The sequence below is a fragment of the Haloferax sp. Q22 genome (genome assembly GCF_001482285.1).
In the GTDB taxonomy this organism is placed as follows: Archaea; Halobacteriota; Halobacteria; order Halobacteriales; family Haloferacaceae; genus Haloferax.
On the sequence record NZ_LOEP01000014.1, the window covers coordinates 70,683 to 91,609 of the forward strand.

Below are 20,927 nucleotides of genomic sequence, written 5' to 3' on the forward strand. Positions count from 1 at the left end.
CGATTTCGCGGCTTTCGCCCCGCACCCCGCGGTTACACACCGTTTACCAATGACCTTCCCGGTCCAACTGACGGGAAACATGTGCAACCGACGTCGGTCCCTCTCTCTCCAACTCTCGTTTCGCCCTTCGAGACGATTCGATTCCGACGCTCGACGGACGCTGGACAGTCACCGGGGACGCCCCGAACGCACGGAGGTCCCCCGCCGGTGAAGCGTCGAACCTACCTGAAGACGCTCGGTGCGGTCGGCGTCGGTGCCGCGCTCGCCGGCTGTAACATGCCGGACGAGGAGACGCCGACCGAGACGCCGACGACCGAGGAGACGCCCACACCCGAACCGGACCTCACCGTCTTCCACGCGGTCGAGGACCTCGGGATGGACCCGACGGGCCAGGAGCCGGTCGACGACATCCTCGACGGGGCGTACGGCGACGACACGGCCGTCGAGTTCCCGCCGGGCGACTACCTCATCACCCGCGAGCACGACTGGGACCGCGGCGTCTCGAACTTCCAACTCGTCGGCCTCGGCGACTCCCACAAGGACGTGCAGTTCGTCTTCCCGCCGGCGGACCCCGGAGAGCGGTTCCGGATGCTCCGAATCACGAGCGGGGACCACCACGTCCTGAAGAACTTCTCCATCCAGCAGACCGACGACGACACCACGAGCGCCGACATCTGGCTCGCCAACGACGACGGCGCACTCATCGAGGACGTCGAGTGGCTCGGCCGCACCCCCACGGACAGCCACGCGCGCGACCAACTGCTCCTCTTCGACTGCACTTCGGTAGAGGGCGTCAACGTCATCCGCCGCGTCTACATGCGTGAGGGCGCGGCGCTCCCCGGCTACCCGAACGGCGTCGCCGGGATTCGCATCACCGAACGGTCGGTCGGCGAGATCAGGATGATAGACTGCCACATCGAACAGCGCGGGTCGTCGTCGTTCCGCGCGACCCACACCCGTGGCGTCCTCCGCGTCGAGGGCGGCCTGTTCAAGAACAACGACAACACCAACATGCGCATCTCCGCGGGCGACCACCCGACCAAGACTTCGTGGATCAAGGGCGCGACCGTCATCGTCGATGCCGACAATCTCAACGAGCACGCCCGTGAGGGGGACAGACTCGACAGCCCCGAGGGCCTCCGCATCGACTCGACGGGCCACGGCTACACGGGGGTTCTCATCGAGGACTGCGACTTCATCTTCCGGTCGAGTCCGTCCTCACCGGGCGTCATCACCGCTCCGACCTACGGAAGCCACGGCGGGTTCACGATGCGCAACTGTCGCATCGTCAACGACACGGGCGTCCAGACCATCTACGCGGGACCCGTTGACACCGACATCGCGCGGGAGCCGTGGGGGATGGTCCTCGACAACGTCACCATCTCGGGGGCGTGCGAGAGTCAGCCCTACGGCTCTGCGGTCGTCGTCGACGAGAACCGAAACGGCTCCCGCATCGTCGATAGCTGTATCTACCTGCCGAACGGCCGAGTCGGCGGCGTGCTCGTCAACCGCGCGTCGAACTGCGCCGTCGAGTCCACCAGCATCAACGTCAGCGGTCCGCCGACCCGGACCCGCGGCGTCGAACTCCTGCTCGATAACGTGACCTACACCGCGACCTGCGCGTTCCGCGACGAGTGAGCGGTCGGTGAAGGCATTGCCGGAGTCCTCAGTCGCCGTCAGCTTGTCGTGACCGCGCTGGATATCGCATGCGGACCGGTCCGTATCGCGCCGGTCAAAACAGTAGCAACCCTTACCCAGTAGTATGTTCTACCAGCGAACATGGCCACGTCGGTGAAGATGGACGACGACACGAAATCCCGTCTCGAACGGCTACAGGCCGAGATTCGGCTGAAGACCGGGAAGCGAGTGACGCAGCAGGAAGTCTTGGCGCGGCTCGTCGAGAACGCCGTCGAGTCCAAGGCTGATCTCATCGACTCGTTCCGCGAGAAGCGTGTTCCGCTTTCGGAGTCCGAGCGCGAGCAGTTCCACGACGGGATGGTCTCGTCCGGCGTCACGACGACCGAAGAAGATATCGACGACGTGCTGTACGGATGAGCGTCTTCGTCGACACCGGCGTGTTCTTTGCGCACCACGATACGGATGCCGGCCGGCACGACCAAGCCGTCAGCGCGTTCGACGAACTGTTCGACGGGGAGTTCGGACAGCCGTACACGAACGACTACGTTCTCGACGAGACGGTAACGCTCACGCGCGCCCGAACGGGTTCGTTCGAGGCGGCGGACACCGTCGCCAGTCGCATTCTCGGCGAGGAACCGTTCCCGAACGTGTTTGAGTTGCTTCACGTCGAACCGGACGACGTCCGGGCGTCGCTGGAGACGCTCCGTCGATACGAGGACCACGACCTCAGCTTCACCGACGCGACCATCGTCTCTCTGTGTGAGTCGCGTGGCATCGACGCCGTGTTGAGTTTTGACACGGATTTCGATGGACTCGTCGACCGCATCGAACCGGGGTACCGCTAGGTTTCAACAGCGCCACGGCGAGCGCCGACAGAGAAACTCCGGCTCGGTCCCACTGTAAACTTCCAAGTGTGTTCTCAATAACATTTATCGGGATGTGCGCCGCAGTTCGACCTATGGTTCGGCTCTGTTATCGGTACGGTCCCGGACGGCTCCCGTACGCCGGGCGAAACGACGTCGGCGGCGGGATAGCGATGGCTGCAACCGGGTTGTTGGCAATCACCCTCTGGTTCGGTGCTGCGGGGCTGCTGACTCTCGTCGGCGCGATGAACGGGACACTCGGGTTCGTCTTCGGTCTCGGACTGGTGGCCGTCCCGGTAGCGATACCGACCTCGTTTATCGTGGGCACGCTGCTCTGGCGACGGCTGCGAGCCAACGAAGACCGTCAGTGGTACGGCGCTGTTTTCGGCGGGTTGACTGCGTTTGGGAGCCTCGTTACCGGCGCGTTCGCCCCCGCTCTCCTCGTCGGCGTCTCGAACCTCGCCCGCGGTGAGATGGTCCTCCGAGAGGCAGCGGTCTTCATCGCCGTCACGCTGCCTGTGAGCGTGGTTTTCGCCGTTATCGTCGCCGGCTGGTTGGTCGTTCCACTCGGCGCGTTCGGCGGGTGGTATCACGAGCGTGCGAAGGCGTGCTCCTGACGAGCGCCGACCGAAAAAAGAGCGGTCCGCTCAGCGACCCCTGAAGTTGAGTCCCGGCGTCAGCGTGATACCGGTCCTCGGCTCTTCCGATTCGTCACCGCCACCGTCGCGGTCGGCGGTCGATTCCTCCGCGCCTTCGTCGTCGCCGCGGTTGAACAGCGCGTGGTGCACGTAGCGGGCGAAGGGGACCGGGTCGTCGAGGCGCGCGAGGTCGAATCTCGGCTCGCGGTAGATGGACGACGCGACCTCCCAGACGGTCTTGACGAACGACGGGCGCTCGACGAGCGGCGAGTCGTCGCGGCGGACGCTCATCACGTAGCCGAGTTCGCCCCAGAGGTAGTGGGTGCCGACGCCGAGTTCGTACCCCGGTTCGATACGGTGTTTCTGCCCGGTCGCCTGCAGCCAGTAGTAGTACGGGAAGTCGGCCCCGGCGCGGACGGTCGAGGGGAGCGACTGCCACATCCGGGGGTTGATTTCGATGAGTTTGAACTCGCCAGTCTCGGCGTCTTTGAGGTACTCGATGCACGCGAGGCCGTGCCAGTTGATGTGTCCGAGGAGCGTTCGCGCGACGGATTCGAGTTCGGGGTCGTACACCGAGGTCCGGTAGACGCCGCCGCCGCCGGTGTAGGAGTTTCCGCGAATCTGGAGGTGTTGGAACGTCGCGAGTGGCTCGCCGTGGTCGTACAGCGCCGCGAACATGTACTTGTCCTCGGTCGGGACGTAGTCCTGCACGATGGGGTCGTGTTTCATCTCGGCGTATATCTCGTCGGGGTCCGGGCGGTCGCCGGGGCGGACGTGGCGGACGCTCTTGACGATGTCGTACTCGTGGGGGTCGTAGCTGTCGACGTACTCGCCGGCGACGACGTTGTACCGCGGCTTGATAATCGAGGGCTCATCGAACGCCTCGACCTCGCTGAACAGGCGGGTCCGCGGCATGGGGACGCCGGCCTCGACGGCGGCCTCGTAGAGGAGCTTTCGGTCGTGGACCCGGCGGAGCGTCTCGAAGTCGGGGACGACGAGGTCGACGTACTGCTCGAACTCGTCGAGGTACTTCGAGAAGATGTAGCCGTCTTCCGGCCGCGTCGGGATGATGGTCTTCACGTCCGGGCGGGCGGCGATGCCGACGAGGGCGTCCTTGTAGGCGACGAGGTCGTCTTTCGGGGCGGGAATGCGGACGAGTTCGTCGCAGAACCGGGACGAGGCAGCCGGCGTGTCGTCGTGTTCTGAGGCCATCACGGTGTGGATTCCTCGCTCGCCGAGTGACCGGACGCAGGTGTAGTTGCCCGATGGAACGAGTACCGATTCCCGGGCGTTCGCGCGTTTGGACATGCCTGAACCGTCGCGCGGTGACGGAATTAGTATGGGTCGGCTAACGGATTCAGGGTCGGTGACGGGAGTCAGTTCTGACCGCTCGACTCGGCGGTCGGAGCGCGGGCGGCCGTCCGCGACGGGGTCAGACTGCGCCGTCGGGGGTGCGTCGCGGCGGCGGCCGAACTGTGGATTCGAACGCGCCCGACCGGATTCGATTCGTGAGAGTCGAGCAAACCGACGGTTCGGCGGTGGTTATCCACAGCATACCGGGGGCTCAGGCGGAGTGCCGCCGCCTCAGAGCACGTCGTCGTCGAGGCCACCGGGGTCGCCGGCGGTGTCGAAGAGGTTGTTCTGGGCGCTCTGGACGAAGTCGGACTGGACGCCGTCCTCGTCGTCGACGGGGGCACCGTAGGCGTCCATTCCCATCGAGAGGAGCTCCTCGACGGCCTGTTCTTCGCTGATGAATTCTTCGTCGACGAGCTGTTCGAACTCGACGAGCAGTTCGTCCGGGAGATTGACTTCTACGACGGGCATAGAAGCGCGTTCGTGCTGGACATACTTGAGCGACCGGGTGTGAGTAATCGCGGTTTCCGGTCGGCAACTGGTCATCGATGGTGACAGTCAGCGTCGCCTGGCAGTCGCAACCGCGTGTCTTATCAGCGCCCGGTCAGACCCTCCACGCGACGAACGGCGTCGATTTCCGACGCCCCTGACCCGAGGGACCGACGTGACACGCGACACAGACCCGGCGACTGAGGACGCCGCCCCCGCCGAGAGCGACGAGCTCGGCTGGCTCCCCGAGCGCGTCGAACTGCCGAGCGACGAGTGGGTCATCTACCCGCCCGGCGAGCCGCGGCCGGCGAACTTCGCGCTCCGCTTCGAGAAGTCCATCCCCGCGGTGCTCGTCGGTATCGACTCCGGCGACTCGCCGGGCGTGCACGTCCTCCCGCATCCGGGTGGACTCTCCGTCTCGGCCCGGTTTGGCGGCGTCGTCGACGACTCGCTCCGCGAGTTCGAGCCGCCGGCGTCGGACGACGAGCGCGAGGCGGTCGCCGCGTGGACGCGGACGTGGGTCGACCGCGTGGACGACCGGGCCGAGCGGGCGCGCATCCGGACGGCCTGCGCGCCGGTCCCGAACGCCGGAGACCGCGTCTCGCGGGCGCTCTTCGAGCACTTCGGGAGCGCGGACGCCGTCGCGGCCGCGGTGCTCGAACGGAACACCGCCGCGCTCAGGCGCGCGTCGGGGGTCGCCGAACAGACCGCGACCGACTTGGTCGTCCACTACGGCACCGACGCAGAGTGGGAGTACTACCGTCGCCACCGCGACGCCGCCCCGTGACTCAAATTGCGATTTGACTCTCGCGTAGGGTTATTCCCGTGCGCGACGACTACTGGGTATGTCCCTGACACGACGCACGTTCCTCGGTTCGACCGCCCTCCTCTCGTTCGGTCTCCTCGCCGGCTGTGTCGGCGACGGCGGGTCGGACGACGGCGCGACGACTGACGACGAACCGACTGATACGACGACTGATGAGCCGACGGACACGACAGACGACCTCCCGGACGGAAACGGCACCGACGACGGAACCGGCGGCACTCGCCCGTCCGGCGGCCCCGGCATCTCGCTCGTCGGCGTCGACGACGCCCCCGACGTACCCGTCGAACACGAAGTCGAGATAACGGAGGACCTCGCGAACGACGACCACCCGCCGCAGGTCCGCATCACGCTGACGAACACCAGCGACGAGGTCGTCGAGGTCGGCGAGGGGAGAACCGTCTTCTTCCAGTACGTTTCGGATACGACGAACGACCTCATCTTCCTCCCGGCGGACGGCGAATACCCCGCCGAGGCGGGCTGTTGGCGGCTCGAAGACCACATCGCCGTGACCGAGGAGTACCGGATTCTCTCGCTCGAACCCGGCGAGTCGCGGTCGGAACTGGTGAACCTCTACGGTGTCGCGCAGTCTGAGGACGAAGAGGCGAGCTGTCTCCCGGTCGGCGAGTTCCGCTTCGAGGCGGACTTCGCCACCGGCGGGCTCTCGGGGTCTTCTGACGACGAGCGGCAGGAGGCGACGTGGGGCTTCTCGCTCACGCTGGAGTGAGGGCCGTGGGTACCGAACACGACCGTCGACGCCGCCAACGCCGTCGACTCGGGGGCTACTCGGCTTCCTTTGTGGCGGTCGAGTCCGAGACGACCGACCACCCCGAAGGGTCGATGTCGTGTCCTTCGACCGCGCTGTGCTCCGGATACGCCGTCATGACCAGATACGTCGGCGTCCCCGAGAGGTAGTCGGTCAGCCGCCCGAGGTTCTCGTCGGCGATGCCGCCGAGGCGGTCCACGAGCATGACCGGAACGCGATCTGCCACGTCGAACGCCTCGTAGCCCGCGAGCGCCGTCGCCAATCCGAGGAGTTCGACCTCTCCCTCGCTGAGCGCGTCGAGGGACGCCTCGCGGCCGTCGCGGGCGACGACCAGTTCGAACTCGCTCGTCAGTCGCGCGCTTTCGAACCCCGTCTCGAACAGCGGAACTATCTCGCGAATCGCGTCGTCGAACGCGTCACGTGTCTCTTTCTTTACCTCTCGTTTCCGCCGCCGGAGACTGGTTATCTTCTCGGTGAGGGATTCGCGCTGTGAACGGAGTCTATCTCGATTCTCGGCCTTCGATTCGACCGATTCGAGCTCGCCCTTCGCATCATCGAGCCGCGCTTTCGCGTACTTCAGATTGCTCTCGATATCGGATACGTGTTCACTATCTGATTCGACTCGTTCGCGGAGTTTCTCGACTCGCTCGGCGAGCTCATCGTCCCGCTCGCGCGCGTCGCCGAGGCGGCGTTCGAGGTCCGACCGGCGCTCGCGTAGCTCCCGAACTTCGGTTCGAAGCTCCCGCTCGCGTTGGCGCCGCTTCTCGTGCGTCTCGACGCGCTCGGTCAGCCCCTCGACGCGTTCACGACTCGCTTCGGCCGCCGCGGTGCGCCGTTCGATTTTTTCGGCGAGCTCGTCGAGGCGCTCCGTCACCGACGAGGCGTCCGTCTCGGCGCCGCAGACCCAGCACGCGAGTTCGTCGTCGACGAGGCCGTGGGTCACGTCGGTCAGCAACTCGGTCCGTCCTTCGGCCACGACGCGGCGGTTCGCGTCGTAGACGCCCCGCAGGAGTTCGATATCGCGCTTCTGCTGGCGGAGCTCCCGCTTCGCCTCGTCGAGTTCGCGCTCCAGTTCCTCGTCGTCTCCCACGTCGAGTCCGTCGAGCTCTTCGCGGTTCGCTTCGAGTTGCTCGCGGACCCGCTCGGCGGTCGATTCAAGCCGCTCGATGCGACTCTGGACGCGGGAGCGCTCCGCGCGCGCGTCGCTGAGCGCCTCGCGCGTTTCGTCGTCACCGGCCGCGTCCGCGGACGCCTCGAGTTCCGCCTCTAACTCGTCGACTTCGGCTTCGAGTCCCGACACCCGTGAGACGAGCGTCGGCAGGCGCTCGGCCGCGTCCTTGGCCTCGGAGTGCGCCTCGTCGACGCGGTCGAGCTCGCGGCGGGCCTCGGCGATTTTCGCGTCGATGTCCTCGAAGTCGAGCGGGCGCGTCAGGAGCGGTTCGAGGTCGTCGCCCTCGCGGACGGCCCGGCGGACCTCGTTCTCCTCGCCGAGGAACGCGAACAGGTCGGCACAGACGCGGTCGACCTCGTCGGACAGATACGGCTCGCCGGACGTCCGGACGCGCCGCCCGTCGCGGGCCAATTCGACTGTGTACTCCCCGTCGCCCGTCGAAAGCGAGACGCGCCCCTCGGCCGTGCTCTCGGTCAGCGGCGACGCCGTCCCGAAAGCGGTCGCTATCGCGGCGAGGAAACTCGACTTCCCCTGCCAGTTGCTCGCGCGGACGGTGTTCAACCCCGGTTCGAGCGTCGCACTCCCGCGTCGAATCCCGGCGACGTTCTCCACGTCGAGCCGCCAGCTCATGCCATCCCGACGGTCGCGACGAATTCGAGCGTCGCGCCGGAGAACTCGCCGAACGCGAGGGTCACACTAGAGAGCGCGCCGATGGGGAGTACCGACCGGAGCCGGCCGGCAGAGTCGGCCCCGCCATCGGGCGCGACGCCGGTTTCGCGGACGGTCCTCTCCGCGGCCTCGTCGGTGTCGACGTGGTGTTCCTGACAGACGAACCCGCGGTCCAGCGCGTCTTCGAGCGGGACCCGCGTCGGACACTCCGAGCAGGACACCTTGACCTGCACGTCGACGCCGGCGTCCTCGGCCCCGGCGAGCCGCCCTTTCTTCCCCAGCGACGAGAGCGCCGACTCGGCCTTCTGTCTGGCCGTCTCGCGCGCGATGTCGACACTGTTTCGCTCCCAGTCGGAGGACGCCTCGACGGTCGGCTTCTCGCCGTCGAGACACTCGTTGAGGTGTCGACGCATCGTGCTCCACGAGGCCATCGCGCCCGTCACCTCGTCGGCGTCGATGTCGTCGGTGGCGAGGTCGGCGGCCACGTCCCCGTAGTCGAGGTCGTCATCGCCGACGAGCGCCTCGTACTCCGCTTCGAGGCGCACCTCGGTCACGTCCCGGTCGTTCCGCTCGTAGACGCGCGCGAGCAGTCGCTTGTTGAACCAGGTCGTGAGCGACTTGTACCCCTCGCTCTCGCCGCCGTCGGCCCCGGTCCACCGCGCCAGCAGGTAGTCGTCGACGGAGTCGTACCTGCCGGTCGGCGCGGCGAGCCCGTACCGTTCGATTGCCACGTCGACCTTGCACATTGTCTCGTTGCACGAGACTGGTAGCGCGACGGTAATAAGACTACGCTTGGCGGACGGACCGACTCGGTTCAGTCGCGGTCGCGGTCGTCCGCTCGCCGGTCGTTCTCTCGCTGTTCGGCCTCCTCTCGGTCGCTCTCCCGTTGTTCGGCCGCCCGCCGTTCGTTGCGCCGCTTGGTCCGGAACTGACGGTAGCGCTCTTCCTGCTCGCGCTCGTCGAGGTACCGCCGGATGTACCGTCTTTCCACCTCCAACTCCGGAATGAGTCGCCGGGTGAGGTAGTTGACGCGGACTCGAAGCCGCCGAACCTCAGCGAGGAGGCGCAGGAGGACAGCCCGCATCTCCGCCAGCCTGACGACGTCCTCCACGACCGACTCGTACGACCCGACGAGCTCGTCGTCCAGCGCGCTCGTGCCGAGGACGCCGTACCCCCGTCCGTCGAGCGACCGCCGCGCCGACGTGCTCAGGAAAAACGGGACGGTCAGGCCGACGAGCTTCGTCTCGGAGACGATGAGCCCCGTGTGGGAGTCCCGCGCCTCAGAGAGCGCGCGAAGCGCGATTTCGCCCTCTCGCTCGGCTCCCCAGACGTGGAGCTCCGCCGCGTCGCGGAACGCCTCGTCGGTCTCGCGCCGGAGGTCGGTCCACCGGTCCAAGAGGTCGAGGAGGACGAAGACGAGGCTGTCACGCCGCCGTTCGAGGATGTGTTCTCCCTTCCGCGCGAGCGTCAACTCGTCGGTCACCGAGAGGAGCTCGCGGTGCGTCGGGGTCGTCCGTCGGTGTCGCCGGTTCGTCATCGTCTACGCCCCCGTCACACCGACGACAGATATAGTTGCATGACCGACACGTGCCAGCTCAATTTGACAAGGACTAAGCCGTTGTCAAAATCGACTCGAAGTTCGCGCTCTCGGCGCGACTGCTCCCGTGGCGCGAGTGAGGTCGCTCACTCGTCGTTCCGGACGTGGTAGTCGCCGCGGCGGCGCTTGAACCACCGCGTCGCCCACGAGATGACGCCGAGGTCGCGCTTCGTCATGATGACCGCGCTCGCGGCGTCGCGGCCGACCGTCTCCGGAATCGCCCCGAAGACGAGCTGCTGGAGCAGTCCCTCTCTCGTCGCTCCGATGACCGTCAGGTCGAACTCCTCGGCCGCGGCGACGATGGCCGCCGCCACGTCCTCGCCCTCGCGGACCGAGGTCGTCACCCGAACGTCGTCGCCGACCGCCGCGGCCGTCGAATTAACCCGTCGACGGGCGTCCTCGCGGTCGCTCTCGTCGGCGTCGGGCGCGACGACGTTCAGCACGTGAACCGTTGCGTCGTTGGTCCGCGCGATGGCTCGGCACACCTCCGCGGCGAGCTCGGCGTGTGGGCCGCCCGCGGTCGGCAGGAGAATCGATTCCACCTCGCCGTCGGTCGGGCCGATGCGCTCGACGAGCACGTCGCAGGTCGCCTTGGTCACGACCTCGTCGACGTTGCTCCCGAGGATGTAGTCGCGGCGGCGTCCCCGGCCGCGCCAACCCATCAACACCGCGTCGCTGTCGTGTTCCTCGATGGTGTTGAGGATGGCCGTTCCGGCGTCGTGGCCCAGCCTGACGGTCCCGCTGACGGGCACGTCGGCGTCGGTCGCCAGCTCCATCACCGCCGAGATGGTCTCGCGCTTCTCCCCGACGAACCGCTCCCCCTCCGAAATCGGCGTCTGCGACGGCACTTCGACGGCGCTCATCACGAGAATCTCGGCGTCGCGGTCGCGCGCCACGTCGATGGCGGTGCGCATCAACTGCGCCGCGTTCTCCGGGTTAGCAATCGGGACGAGCACCTGCGACTCGCGCCGCTCGGGGGCACGTTCGGTCACGACGGTCGGGGTCTCCGCTTCGAGCTTTTCGGCCTCCTTGCCCTCGGAGTAGCCGTAGTACACCATCAGCCCGAGCGCCATCCAGACGGCCGTGGTCACGAGCGCGACGAAGCCCTCGGAACCCGCGCCGAGTCCCGGCGTCAGACCGAGTTCGAGGAGTAAAAACGGCGTCAGGATGAACTGGAGGACGATGCCGACGAGCGGGGGCCACGGCATGTACGGTACCTTGAACGTCCGCGGGAGGTCGGGGTGGGTCGCCCGCATCTTGACGACGGTCCAGTTCACCTGGATAAACAGGAAGATGAACATGATGTCGGCGGCGGCCGCGACGCTCTCGATGGGGAGTGATACGGCCATGAGACCGATGAGGACCGCCGAGAGGCCGATTGCCCAGTGGGGCGTCCGCTTGTCGTCGTGGATGCGCCCGAAGAAGCCCGGGAGGACGCGGTCGCGCCCCATGGCGAACGACACCCGCGACGAGGAGTAGATGGTCGCGTTGAGCGCGCTCATCGTCGCCGCCAGTCCGGCGAACAGGAGCAGCGGGACGCCGTAGGGGACGAACTGCCCGGCGGCCTCGATGATGCCCAGTTCGCCGAGGTTGCCGAGGACCTGCCACGTCGGCGCGGCGGTCGATAGCCCCGCTCGACCCGCGAGTTCGGCGGTCACGTCGATGCCGCCGATGGCGGCGAAGGCGACCAGGACGTAGATGGGGACCACGATGGCCATCGAGTAGAACACCGCCTTCGGGACGTTGGTGCCGGGGTCGACGACCTCCTCGCCCGACTGGACGATTATCTCGTACCCCTCGAAGGCGATGTAGGTAAAGCCCATCGCGCCGATGACGCCGACGAGGCCGTTGGGCGCGAACGACGGGCTGTCGAAGAACGTCGCCGTCCAGTTCGGCTCGCGCACCGTCGCGAGGATGCCGAAGACCACGAAGACGCCGAGGATGAGAATCTTGATGGTCGTGACGACGACGCCCGCTTTCCCCGTCTCCTCGGCCCCGCGGTAGTTGATGTACGCGAACGCCAGCACCATCACGACCGCGAGCAGTTTCTCGACGAGCAGGCGGTCGAACAGCCCGAACAGGACGAACCCGTCTGGCAGGCCGGCGAACACCACGAAGAACTCGGTGAGGAAGACGCCGAAGGTCACCGCGTAGAGCGCGCACGCGACGGCGTGGGCGAACCAGCTCATCCACCCGGCGTAGAAGCCGTTGGGGTCGGCGAGCGCCTCTTTCACCCAGAGGTAGCCGCCGCCCGCCTCGGGGAACGCCGCTCCGAGTTCGGCGTACGATACCGCGGTGAACATTGCCACCATCCCGTTGAGTACGAACGCCATCGTGAGCGCCGGGCCGGCGAGTCCGGCCGCGAATCCCGTCAGCGCGAAGACGCCCGCACCGATCATCGCGCCGACGCCGATGAACGTGATATCGGCGAGGCTCATGTCGCGCGAGAGCTGCGTTTCCACCGACTCATCTGGGGGAGCGTCGCCGCTCCCCGTGGTCGATTGCGTGTCGGCCATCAGTTGAACCCTCGAAGGGTGGACACAAAAACCCCGATGGGCGAGGGGGCGCGTTCGAGCCGCCGTCGCCGTGTTCTAACCCGCGAAATACGGGTGTTTTTCGACCGGGCGCGTCCCGGCGCACTACCCGCCGAACATCGTCCGCATCATGGGGTGCATCTCCATGAGCTGTTCCTCCGCGATTTCCTCGTACAGTTTGTACGTGATGGAGACCGTGAGGAGTAGCGAGGTTCCCGAGACGCCCCCGATGGTGCCGAGCATGTTCGCCATGACGGCGAGCAGGCCGACGAGGACGCCCCCGACAACCGTCACCTGCGGGATGTACCGCTCCATGACCCGCTCTATGACCTGCGGGTTGCGGCGGAACCCGGGTATCTGCATCCCGGAGTTCTGAATCTGCCGCGCGGTCGCCTCCGGGCCCATGTCGGCGGTCTCGACCCAGAAGATGGAGAAGATGGCCCCACCGACGAGCATCAGCGTCAGGTCGATGGCGACGCGGACAAGAAGCTGCCACGGCTCTTGGGACGCCGATCCGAGCCACCACATCCACTGGCTGGGCGCGTGAATCGGGTTCAGGTAGTAGAACAGACCGCCGGTGACCTGTCCGCTCGTGTACTGGCCGAGCCACGCGGGCATGCCGGCCCACTGACTGTTGAGAATCCGGCCGAGGAACTGGATGTTCGCCTGCACGGCGCGGACGAAAATCATCGGCAGGACGCTCGCGTAGATGAGCTTCACGGGGAAGCGACCGCGAGCGCCCTTCACGCGGGCGTGCGAGAGCGGGATTTCGACGCGAACGCTCTCGGCGTAGACGACGATGCCGAAGATGAGCACCGTCGTGATGAGCGGGACGACCCCGCCCACGCCGAACAGGAGCGCCTGTATCCCGCTCGCCGTCGCGAGCGACGGGACGGTCTCGGTCCCGGCGAGCACGTGGACCCACTCGGAGACGATGCCGGTCGTCGACGCGCCGAAGGCGGGGTCGGCGAAGAGGCCGCCGACGAGGCGCTGGCTGACGCCGGCGATGATGAACAGGCCGACCCCGGAGCCGACGCCCCACTTGCTGACGACCTCGTCCATGAACAACACGAGCGCGCCGCCGACGAATATCTGGGCGAAGATGAGCCACTTCACGCCGACCGTCCCGACGCCGAGGGCGCTCGCGACCGCTGGGTCGGCCGGGAGGTAGCCCCCGGCGAAGACGACCGGCAGGCCCTGCAGGGCGATCATCCCGAAGACGAGTAGTTTCTGGAGCCCCTGATAGAGGATTTGGTCGCGCGGGTCGTCCGTGTCGAGACCGAGCATGTCCCCGCCCTGCAGCAGTTGCAGGACGATGCTCGCGGTGACGATGGGACCGATACCCAACTGGAGGATGGTCCCCTGTCCCCCGCCGAGGATGGAGCGGAACTGCCCGAAGATGTCCTGGCTCCCCGTCCCGACGCCGAAGAGCGTGACGTTCGTCAGGAAGAAGTACAGGACGAGAATCCCGGCGGTCCAGCCGAGCTTTCGGCGGAACGGAACGTGTCCCTCCGGGCGGGAGACGGCGGGCATCCGGCTCAGGATCGGCGATACGGTGTCTTTCCAACTCATGGTCGATTGCGAGTGGCTGTTGGCGATTGCATGGTCTGTCGCGCCGACCGGCGTCGTCACTACGCGAGCGACGTCCGCACGGGACGCCGTCGCTGTGCTCGCGAATCGGCGGTTCAGTCAGTCGTGGCCAGTCGTCGCCAATAACTGTATCGATGCGGTGACTATCCGTCAGCCGGCGTCGTCGCCGGCGCCGAGGCCATGGGCTCGGCCACCGCCGCCACGTCGAGCGAATCGTGCGGTTCCGCGTCGACGACGCGGAGCGGGAGCCGCCGCCCCGCCCGGTCGAACGCGGCCACGCAGTCGTCGTCCCACGGCGGGACCGAGACGAGGACGACCTCGCGGAGCGTGTCGCGCTTCGTCGGCGCCAGCGGCCCCCACGGGTGCGAGACGAACTGCCCCGGCGTCCGGCCCGGCGCGGTCGAGAGGTCGACGCCGAAGATGCCCCGAACCGCCGCGCCGGCGCTCGGGTGGACGAAGTGGCTGAACACCGGCCGGGCCGCATCGAGGGCGTTCGCCCCGTCCAACTCGGCCGCGGCGGTCGTTCCGAGCGACAGCGACTCCCGACTCGGTTCGGCGCGAGCCGCCCGGTCCACCAGCGCGTCGAGCAGTCCGCGGGTGACGAAGACCGCGTCGCGTTCGGGGTCGCGTTCTGGGCCGACGCGTCGCCGAGCGCGCCGCGGTCCGACGAGCCGAGTTGCGACGGCGACCCACCAGAGACCGACGCCCAGCACCTCGGCGTCGCTCGCGGCTTGGAGCTCCCACGGGAGGTGCGGCAGTCCGAGTCTGAGCGTCGTGACCTGCACGGCGAGTCCGGCGAGGACGAGGACGGCTCCGAGCGCGGTGGCGAGACGAGTGAGACGGGAAACGGAATCGCGGTTCATCGGTGTGCTGTGTTCGGTCAGTCGCGGTGTCGTTTTCGGTTTGGCAATCGCTTAGTGGTTGTCGGTTGTTTCGAGAAGTTAGTACTTGAAAAAGACTATAAGCGTCCACGCGAAAGCCCTGATTGCCGTGTTCCACGGCGCACGAAGCGGCCAACCGCTACCCGTCGTCTTCGATTCGATAGCACCCTTCGGTGGCTTAGCCTGCCCGGTGTCGTCACCGTTGACCGCTTCGACAAGCGACACCCCATCCGACGCACCCCCCTTGTTTCGGCATCGCGTCGGCGGGTGCGCGCTCGACAACCATGACGAGTACACAGTCACGATTGCCGGTCGAACGCTCGCTTGCGCGAACGACGCTCGGCGTCGACCTCGCGTCGCCGGCGGCGCTCGCCGTCGCGGCCGTCGTGTTCCGCGGCCCCTCGGCGGAGGTCGGCGACGACGCCGTCGCCAGCGTCCTCCTACTGGGCGTCGCCTGTACCGGCCTGTTGCAGCTCGCGGCGCGTGGCGGCCTCTCCTACCCCACCAAGTCCGCGGGCGTCCTCGTCGGGCTGTGGCTTGTCGGCGTGTCATTCGACCTCGGCGCGGGTCATCTCCTGATGTTGGTCGGCGTCTTCGCGGGCGGCTGCGTCGTCGCGACGCACGCCGCGCTCGTGTGCGCCGCCCCCTGACCCGCTTCGCGGCCGCTCGCCGCCCGGGTGTTCGAAGCGAAACTGACTAACACCCTATCGCGCAAGATTGACTCGGATGCCCCACGACGTGAGTGACGAGTCTACCCTGCGAGCGCGGGCCCGCAGGGCGATACGGACGGCGGAGGTCAAACCGCGGTACGAAGACATCGCGATGAACGTGCTGCCGGTCGCCATCGGCGTCGTCGCCGGGCTGGGTGCCGTCGTCTTCCGGGTCGGTATCTGGGTCGTCCAGGAACTGCTCTACGGCACCTCGCTCAACCCGGGGAACGTCTCGTTCGCGCTCGTGCCCGTGACCAACGCCTTCGACCTCCTGTCCCCGCTCGGGTCGCTCCGATACGCGGCCATCCCCGCGCTGGGCGGCCTCCTCGTCGGCGTCGTCGTCCTGCTCACGACCGACGCGGTCAAGGGCCACGGCGTGCCGAGCGTCCTCGACGCGATGCTGAACCGCGGCGGCCGCATCAGCCCGAAAATCGCCCTGTACAAGACGCTCGCGTCGAGCGTCGCCATCGGAAGCGGGGCGTCGCTCGGCCGCGAGGGGCCCATCATCCAAATCGGGAGTGCCGCCGGGTCCTTCTTCGGCCGGTTCGTCCGGTCGCGGCACACCCGGACGCTCGTCGCGGCGGGGGCGGCCGCCGGCATCGCGGGCACGTTCAACACGCCCATCGGGGGCATCATGTTCGCGCTCGAAATCCTCCTCGCGGAGTACTACCTCGGCCACGTCATCACGGTCGTTCTCGCTGCGCTGACGGCGACGGCGGTCGCTCGCCCGATTCTGGAGTTCTCGCCGACGCCCGGCATCCGCGAGTTCCTCGTGCCGGCGTCCTACCAGTTGGTGACACCGGCGGTCGAACTCCCCATCTATCTGCTTTTGGGCGTCGTCGTCGGCCTTGTCGGCGCGGGCCTCGTGAAACTGCTTTACGGCGTCGAGCACGTCTTCGAGCGCCTCGATGCGCCGGGCTATCTCAAGCCCGCGCTGGGCGGGCTCCTGCTGGGCGTGAGCGTCCTCGTCGGCACCGTCGTCCTCGGCGTCGCCCCCGGGACGGCCGCCGGACTCCTGCTCGGCGTCGGCTACGGCGTCGTCCACCGGAGCATCGACGGCGGCTTCCTCTTCGGTGCGCTCGTCGCGCTGGCGGTCCTCAAGGCGGTCGGCTTCTCGCTGTCGGTCGGCAGTGGGAGTTCCGGCGGCGTGTTTTCGCCGTCGCTGTTCGTGGGTGCCACCGTCGGCGGCGCGTTCGGCCTCGCGGTCCACGCGCTCGTCCCCGGGACGGCTCCCTCGGGCGCGTACGCGTTGGTCGGGATGGGCGGCATCTTCGCCGCGACCGCCGGCGCGCCGCTCACCGCCATCATCATGATTTTCGAACTCACCGGCCAGTACACCATCATCCTCCCGCTCCTCATGGTCAGCGTCGTCGGGAGCGAAATCGCGAGCTACCTCCTCAACGGCAGTACCATCTACACGCAGAAGCTCCGCGACCTCGGCTACACGGTCCAAGAGCGCCGCATCGGGAGCATCGAAGACGTCCACGTCGCCGACGTGATGACGAGCGCCGTCGACACCGTCCGAGCGGGAACGCCGCTTTCGGAGGCCGTCAAACGGCTCTGCGACACCGACCACGGCGGGCTCCCCATCGTCGAGGCTGACGAGTCGCTCGCCGGTATCGTCGTCCAGAGCGACGCCCAGGAGTACCTGACCGAGAACATAGAGAGCGCCGACGGCGACGACGGCCCGGCGGCGGACCCGCCGGTTGAGGAGGTCGGCACGCGGCCCGTCGTCACGACGACGCCGAACAGCAACCTCCTCCACGTCGTGGACGCGATGGAGGCCGCCGACGTGGGTCGGGTCCCGGTCGTCGACGGCGCGGAGGTCGTCGGCATAATCACGCGGAGCGACGTGCTCGACGCCTACGACGATATCCCCATCGAGTCGGCGGTCGAACCGACTCGCTGTCGCCGGGGGGACGAGCGAGCGCAGTCAGACTCGCGGGCGACTCCCCCTGCCGCGGCGGGCGACCGCTGACCAGCGGCGGAAAATCAGTTCGCGCCGACCTCGGGACCGATGAGAATCCAATGGAGCCGGTTCTCTCCGCCGGGGTGGCGCTCCCACCGGACGTGGTAGACGGCAGGTCCGTGCGGGCACGACGCACAGCCCTCGGCGCACGGTGTCCGCTTGTGGACTTCGAGGTAGCCCGCGTGCGGCACGACTCTCGTGAGCACCTCGTCCGGGCCGCGGAAGCGCTCTATCGCCGCCTCACGGCCGGATACGCCGTCGGTGCGGTCGCCACCGCCGCCGATGTCATCGGCGTCGCGGGTCTCGCCCCTGCGGCGGTGTCCGCTGGGCGCCCCGCGGTCGCGCTCGTTTTCGACGTACTCGACGAGCGCTTCGATTTCCGCCTCGTCGAGTTCGGGTGTCGTCGCGGGCGAGTCGCTCGGCTCTCGCCGCTCGAATTCGTCGCGGTCCATGCCGGAGTCTCGTCGCGGCGTCGGTATATACGAACCGGTTTGAAATTCCCTAAGGGGTTGTCAAAGGTGGCGCGAGCTGAGGTTCGAGTGGGCAGTTCGCGTCGCTCAGGAAGAGCTCGTGGACTCCGGGTCCGAGCGGGCGGTCCCGGAGGGGTCGATACCGAGATACTTCTGACAGAGCTGTCTGGCGGCGAACGAGCAGAGGAAGTACCAGATGATCCACGCCGGCATGGGCCCGAAGACGGCGTCCTGCCAGCCGACCCGTCCGACGAGGGGAAGAATCACGTGTGCGGAGCCGGCGGCGATGTGGCCGCCGCGGACCTTCCAGCGCATCCAGAGGAACGCCGGGATGGTGACGAGCATTATCCAGACCATCGGCCTGAACTGCGCTTTCATGACGCTCCACTGGTCGCCCATCGCCTCCATCTGTTCTTTTTCGAGGCGTTCGAGGGCGTCGTCGTCGCCGCGCTCTTTCGCCGCCTCCCGGCGCGACTTCAAGTCGTCCATCCGGGCTTGGTGGCGTTCGAGGAGCGCCGTGTCCTTCAGTCGGTCCTGCATCACGGTTGAGTAGAGGCCGGTGGCCGCGGCGAGGACGATGACGACGGCGTAGAACGGTATCGAGTGCGCCAGCGGCCCGAGCACGACGTTGTCGATGCCGGCGACTGCGTTTCGGATGCCGGCGTTCGAGTAGCCGGCGAACAGGACGACGACGCCGAGCGCGCCGAGCTTGTCCCACCGAGACCACGATGACTCGGCGTCGTCGCTCTCGTCTTCAGTGCCGGAGTCGTGCGACTGCAGTTTCGAGGCGATTCGGTCGGAGTCGGACAGGACGAAGCCGCCGGCCGCGGCGTCGGTCAGGACGCCCCGCTCGATGAGGCGACCCCACTGACCGCTCGACAGCGCGTCGTTCACGTCACGCCAGCGGAGCTCTTCGGTCCCCTGTTTCGACCGTTCGACGACGACCGAGAGCGCCTCCCGCATCGCCGGATTGTCCAGTAACGTCTCTAGGGAGTCTGCGGGCATTCACTCGCCCCTATTCGAGCGGTCGTTATCAACGCTTCCCTCTGGCGGAACGCAGACTCGGCGACAGCCGTCGACTCGACGTCTTCCGAATCGATGGCCGCGGTCGCACCGACCGGTCTGTTCTCGATTTTGATACGCGGCCTCGGCTCGGAATCGTCGGTGAACACGAGCGGTCGCGCTCGACATATCGGCCTCCCATGGTCGGTTGAATATATACTTCGCGGGGCGTAATCGTCGTCATATGTCGAACGCTAGCGCACCGAATTCCGAACTCACGGGTCCGACCAGACTCACGCTCAAGGTCTGGCACCCGGACTGCTGGACGCTGGAAGTGACGGAAAACGTCGACGCCGGGGTCACCGCCCACACCGTGTACAACACGCCCGAAGAAACGGTCAAGGGACACTTCACGGTCTACGCCGACCGGGTCGAAGACATCGATAACTTCGTCCGCGCGACCGAGCGGTCGCGGTTGACTGACTCCGTCTCCGAGTTGAGTCCCCGCCACGAGTTCGACAACGGCGCGTCGAACGTCGGCAACACGACACGGGAGTTGATGGTCGAGTACGACCCCGAAAACAGCATGACCGACTCGCTTCTATCACACGGCTTCGTCCACGACGCGCCCGTCCGCGTCGACGACGGCTGGGAGTACTGGCCGGTCATCGACACCGCCGACCGGGCCGACCTCCGCGAACGCCTCGACTCGCTGGAGGCGGCGAATCAGGCCGAAATCATCGTCACCAAGGTCACTTCCGTCGCCGGCGCGAAAAACCACGTCTCGCACCAACTGGACAAACTCTCGAACCGCCAGCGCGAGGTGTTCGAACTGGCCTGTCGGCGCGACTACTACACGTGGCCGCGAGCGACGACGACGCGGGAACTGGCCGACGAACTCGACATCTCGAAAACCACGCTGCTCGAACATCTCCGGAAGGCCGAGGCGAAACTCCTCAACCAGTACGCGGAGTCAACTCCGTAACGCCGCCGCCGCTCGTTATTCAATTCGATAACTTTCTCTCTAGTTTACTCCGGACACGGTGGTGTCGGTTCGACGGGTCGCGTCTGCGGTACCGACAGCGTCTTTCCGTTCAGTCGGCCCCCTGTGGCGCCCGCCACGTACAGTCAGTACAGCGTTCGATTCCGTGTCTCGTCTGCGTCTCCGAACCGCACTCCGGGCACCGTTGGGCCGACAGTCGTCCCGTGACTGAGTTCGTCATGGCTGAGTCCTCGGTGGAGGGTGAGTTATACTAGTGTCTGTCCATGGGAGGGTTGTCCTCGTGAGAGGTCGCGCGAGCGTACACGCCGCAACTCCGGCTTCGGAGTTCGCCCGCCTGCTGGAGTCGGCTACAGGCGTGTTCTATCTCGATAGGATGTCCGTCCACTCCGGAGAGTATCTCGTCTATCGGCGTCGCCCCTCGGCGGTCGAGAAGCGCGAGTACCGCCCGTTCGAGTTCGTCCGTCTGCTCGTCTCTCACGCGCACCGACGTGTTTCCGACTCGTGGTTCGTCCCGCGCTCGTCTCCCGGCGTCCGGTTGCCTTCGGCCCGCTCGTCGCTGGTCGTGACCATGCCGGTGGTGTCCGCTTCGTGGTTATATATTCATCCCCGACTATGATACGGCCCGACCGATGATTCGGACCGAAATTTCCCAGACGTTGATGTTTGATACTGGATTCTCAATCTCATAATAGAGGTCCTGAAATGGCTTGCTATCCGGATATAGTTGAAATGCCAAATCCATTATAACAGCGTTCATATGA

General features: G+C 66.8%; 20 protein-coding genes. 9 read left to right on the forward strand and 11 right to left on the reverse strand.

The genetic code is table 11. The annotated features are described in order from the left end of the window. The first annotated feature begins 207 nt into the window (after positions 1-207). The 4 genes from AM590_RS04685 (at position 208) to AM590_RS04700 (ending at position 3,118) form a co-directional block, all read left to right on the forward strand. On the forward strand, positions 208-1,638 hold the full coding sequence (locus AM590_RS04685) for a twin-arginine translocation signal domain-containing protein (RefSeq protein ID WP_058826458.1): 1,431 nt from the start codon (positions 208-210) through the stop codon (positions 1,636-1,638). A 141-nt stretch (positions 1,639-1,779) separates the two neighbouring features. Further along, positions 1,780-2,055 (forward strand): hypothetical protein, encoded by a 276-nt coding sequence (locus AM590_RS04690; RefSeq protein ID WP_042666593.1) that lies wholly within the window; start codon positions 1,780-1,782, stop codon positions 2,053-2,055. Next, positions 2,052-2,483 carry a type II toxin-antitoxin system VapC family toxin gene (locus AM590_RS04695; RefSeq protein WP_058826459.1) on the forward strand — a complete coding sequence of 144 codons (432 nt, stop codon included), beginning with the start codon at positions 2,052-2,054 and terminating at the stop codon, positions 2,481-2,483. Before AM590_RS04690 ends, AM590_RS04695 begins: the two co-directional genes overlap by 4 nt. A gap of 191 nt (positions 2,484-2,674) precedes the next feature. Beyond that, positions 2,675-3,118 (forward strand): hypothetical protein, encoded by a 444-nt coding sequence (locus AM590_RS04700; RefSeq protein WP_058826526.1) that lies wholly within the window; start codon positions 2,675-2,677, stop codon positions 3,116-3,118. 30 nt (positions 3,119-3,148) lie between these two features. Here AM590_RS04700 and AM590_RS04705 read toward each other — a convergent pair whose 3' ends face one another. Both AM590_RS04705 and AM590_RS04710 read right to left on the reverse strand, forming a co-directional pair. Continuing rightward, on the reverse strand, positions 3,149-4,447 hold the full coding sequence (locus AM590_RS04705; RefSeq protein ID WP_058826460.1) for a carboxylate--amine ligase: 1,299 nt from the start codon (positions 4,445-4,447) through the stop codon (positions 3,149-3,151). A 276-nt stretch (positions 4,448-4,723) separates the two neighbouring features. Next, on the reverse strand, positions 4,724-4,963 hold the full coding sequence (locus AM590_RS04710) for a hypothetical protein (RefSeq protein ID WP_004978002.1): 240 nt from the start codon (positions 4,961-4,963) through the stop codon (positions 4,724-4,726). A 193-nt stretch (positions 4,964-5,156) separates the two neighbouring features. Between AM590_RS04710 and AM590_RS04715 the strand changes: the two genes are divergently transcribed. Together AM590_RS04715 and AM590_RS04720 are read left to right on the forward strand one after the other, a co-directional pair. After that, complete coding sequence (locus tag AM590_RS04715) at positions 5,157-5,768, forward strand: hypothetical protein (RefSeq protein WP_058826461.1); 612 nt, start codon at positions 5,157-5,159, stop codon at positions 5,766-5,768. Between the two features lie 58 nt (positions 5,769-5,826). Beyond that, a complete protein-coding gene (locus AM590_RS04720; RefSeq protein ID WP_058826462.1) occupies positions 5,827-6,531 on the forward strand; it encodes a hypothetical protein in 705 nt (234 codons plus the stop codon). Between the two features lie 55 nt (positions 6,532-6,586). Here AM590_RS04720 and AM590_RS04725 read toward each other — a convergent pair whose 3' ends face one another. From AM590_RS04725 to AM590_RS04750, 6 genes are all read right to left on the reverse strand, one after another. Then, positions 6,587-8,371: an archaea-specific SMC-related protein gene (locus AM590_RS04725; protein WP_058826463.1), complete on the reverse strand. Its 1,785-nt coding sequence runs from the start codon at positions 8,369-8,371 to the stop codon at positions 6,587-6,589. Continuing rightward, entirely contained in the window at positions 8,368-9,156 is a 789-nt protein-coding gene (gene rdfA / locus AM590_RS04730) for a rod-determining factor RdfA (protein WP_058826464.1), read from the reverse strand. Before rdfA ends, AM590_RS04725 begins: the two co-directional genes overlap by 4 nt. 68 nt (positions 9,157-9,224) lie before the next feature. Then, positions 9,225-9,947, reverse strand: coding sequence for a V-type ATP synthase subunit D (locus tag AM590_RS04735; protein ID WP_058826465.1), 723 nt, complete (start codon positions 9,945-9,947; stop codon positions 9,225-9,227). A gap of 146 nt (positions 9,948-10,093) precedes the next feature. Further along, positions 10,094-12,523, reverse strand: coding sequence for an amino acid permease (locus AM590_RS04740; protein WP_058826466.1), 2,430 nt, complete (start codon positions 12,521-12,523; stop codon positions 10,094-10,096). A gap of 123 nt (positions 12,524-12,646) precedes the next feature. Continuing rightward, positions 12,647-14,113, reverse strand: coding sequence for a preprotein translocase subunit SecY (gene secY / locus AM590_RS04745; RefSeq protein WP_058826527.1), 1,467 nt, complete (start codon positions 14,111-14,113; stop codon positions 12,647-12,649). Between the two features lie 161 nt (positions 14,114-14,274). Continuing rightward, the gene (locus tag AM590_RS04750) at positions 14,275-14,994 is read right to left on the reverse strand and encodes a hypothetical protein (protein WP_058826467.1); all 720 of its coding nucleotides are present in this window, start codon (positions 14,992-14,994) and stop codon (positions 14,275-14,277) included. A 302-nt stretch (positions 14,995-15,296) separates the two neighbouring features. Here AM590_RS04750 and AM590_RS04755 point away from each other — a divergent pair, with 302 nt between their 5' ends. Beyond that, positions 15,297-15,662: a hypothetical protein gene (locus tag AM590_RS04755; protein WP_253805858.1), complete on the forward strand. Its 366-nt coding sequence runs from the start codon at positions 15,297-15,299 to the stop codon at positions 15,660-15,662. 88 nt (positions 15,663-15,750) lie between these two features. After that, the gene (locus AM590_RS04760) at positions 15,751-17,700 is read left to right on the forward strand and encodes a chloride channel protein (RefSeq protein ID WP_253805860.1); all 1,950 of its coding nucleotides are present in this window, start codon (positions 15,751-15,753) and stop codon (positions 17,698-17,700) included. Between the two features lie 14 nt (positions 17,701-17,714). Here the strand turns inward: AM590_RS04760 and AM590_RS04765 are convergent, their stop codons facing one another. Together AM590_RS04765 and AM590_RS04770 are read right to left on the reverse strand one after the other, a co-directional pair. Beyond that, positions 17,715-18,143 carry a hypothetical protein gene (locus tag AM590_RS04765; RefSeq protein WP_058826470.1) on the reverse strand — a complete coding sequence of 143 codons (429 nt, stop codon included), beginning with the start codon at positions 18,141-18,143 and terminating at the stop codon, positions 17,715-17,717. A gap of 105 nt (positions 18,144-18,248) precedes the next feature. Then, the gene (locus tag AM590_RS04770) at positions 18,249-19,166 is read right to left on the reverse strand and encodes a DUF106 domain-containing protein (RefSeq protein ID WP_058826471.1); all 918 of its coding nucleotides are present in this window, start codon (positions 19,164-19,166) and stop codon (positions 18,249-18,251) included. 241 nt (positions 19,167-19,407) lie between these two features. On the opposite strand from AM590_RS04770, the gene AM590_RS04775 reads away from it, so the two are divergent. Next, a complete protein-coding gene (locus AM590_RS04775) occupies positions 19,408-20,148 on the forward strand; it encodes a helix-turn-helix domain-containing protein (RefSeq protein ID WP_058826472.1) in 741 nt (246 codons plus the stop codon). A gap of 268 nt (positions 20,149-20,416) precedes the next feature. Here the strand turns inward: AM590_RS04775 and AM590_RS19775 are convergent, their stop codons facing one another. Next, positions 20,417-20,644, reverse strand: a complete 228-nt coding sequence (locus AM590_RS19775; protein WP_253805862.1) for a hypothetical protein — start codon at positions 20,642-20,644, stop codon at positions 20,417-20,419. Positions 20,645-20,927 lie beyond the last annotated feature (283 nt).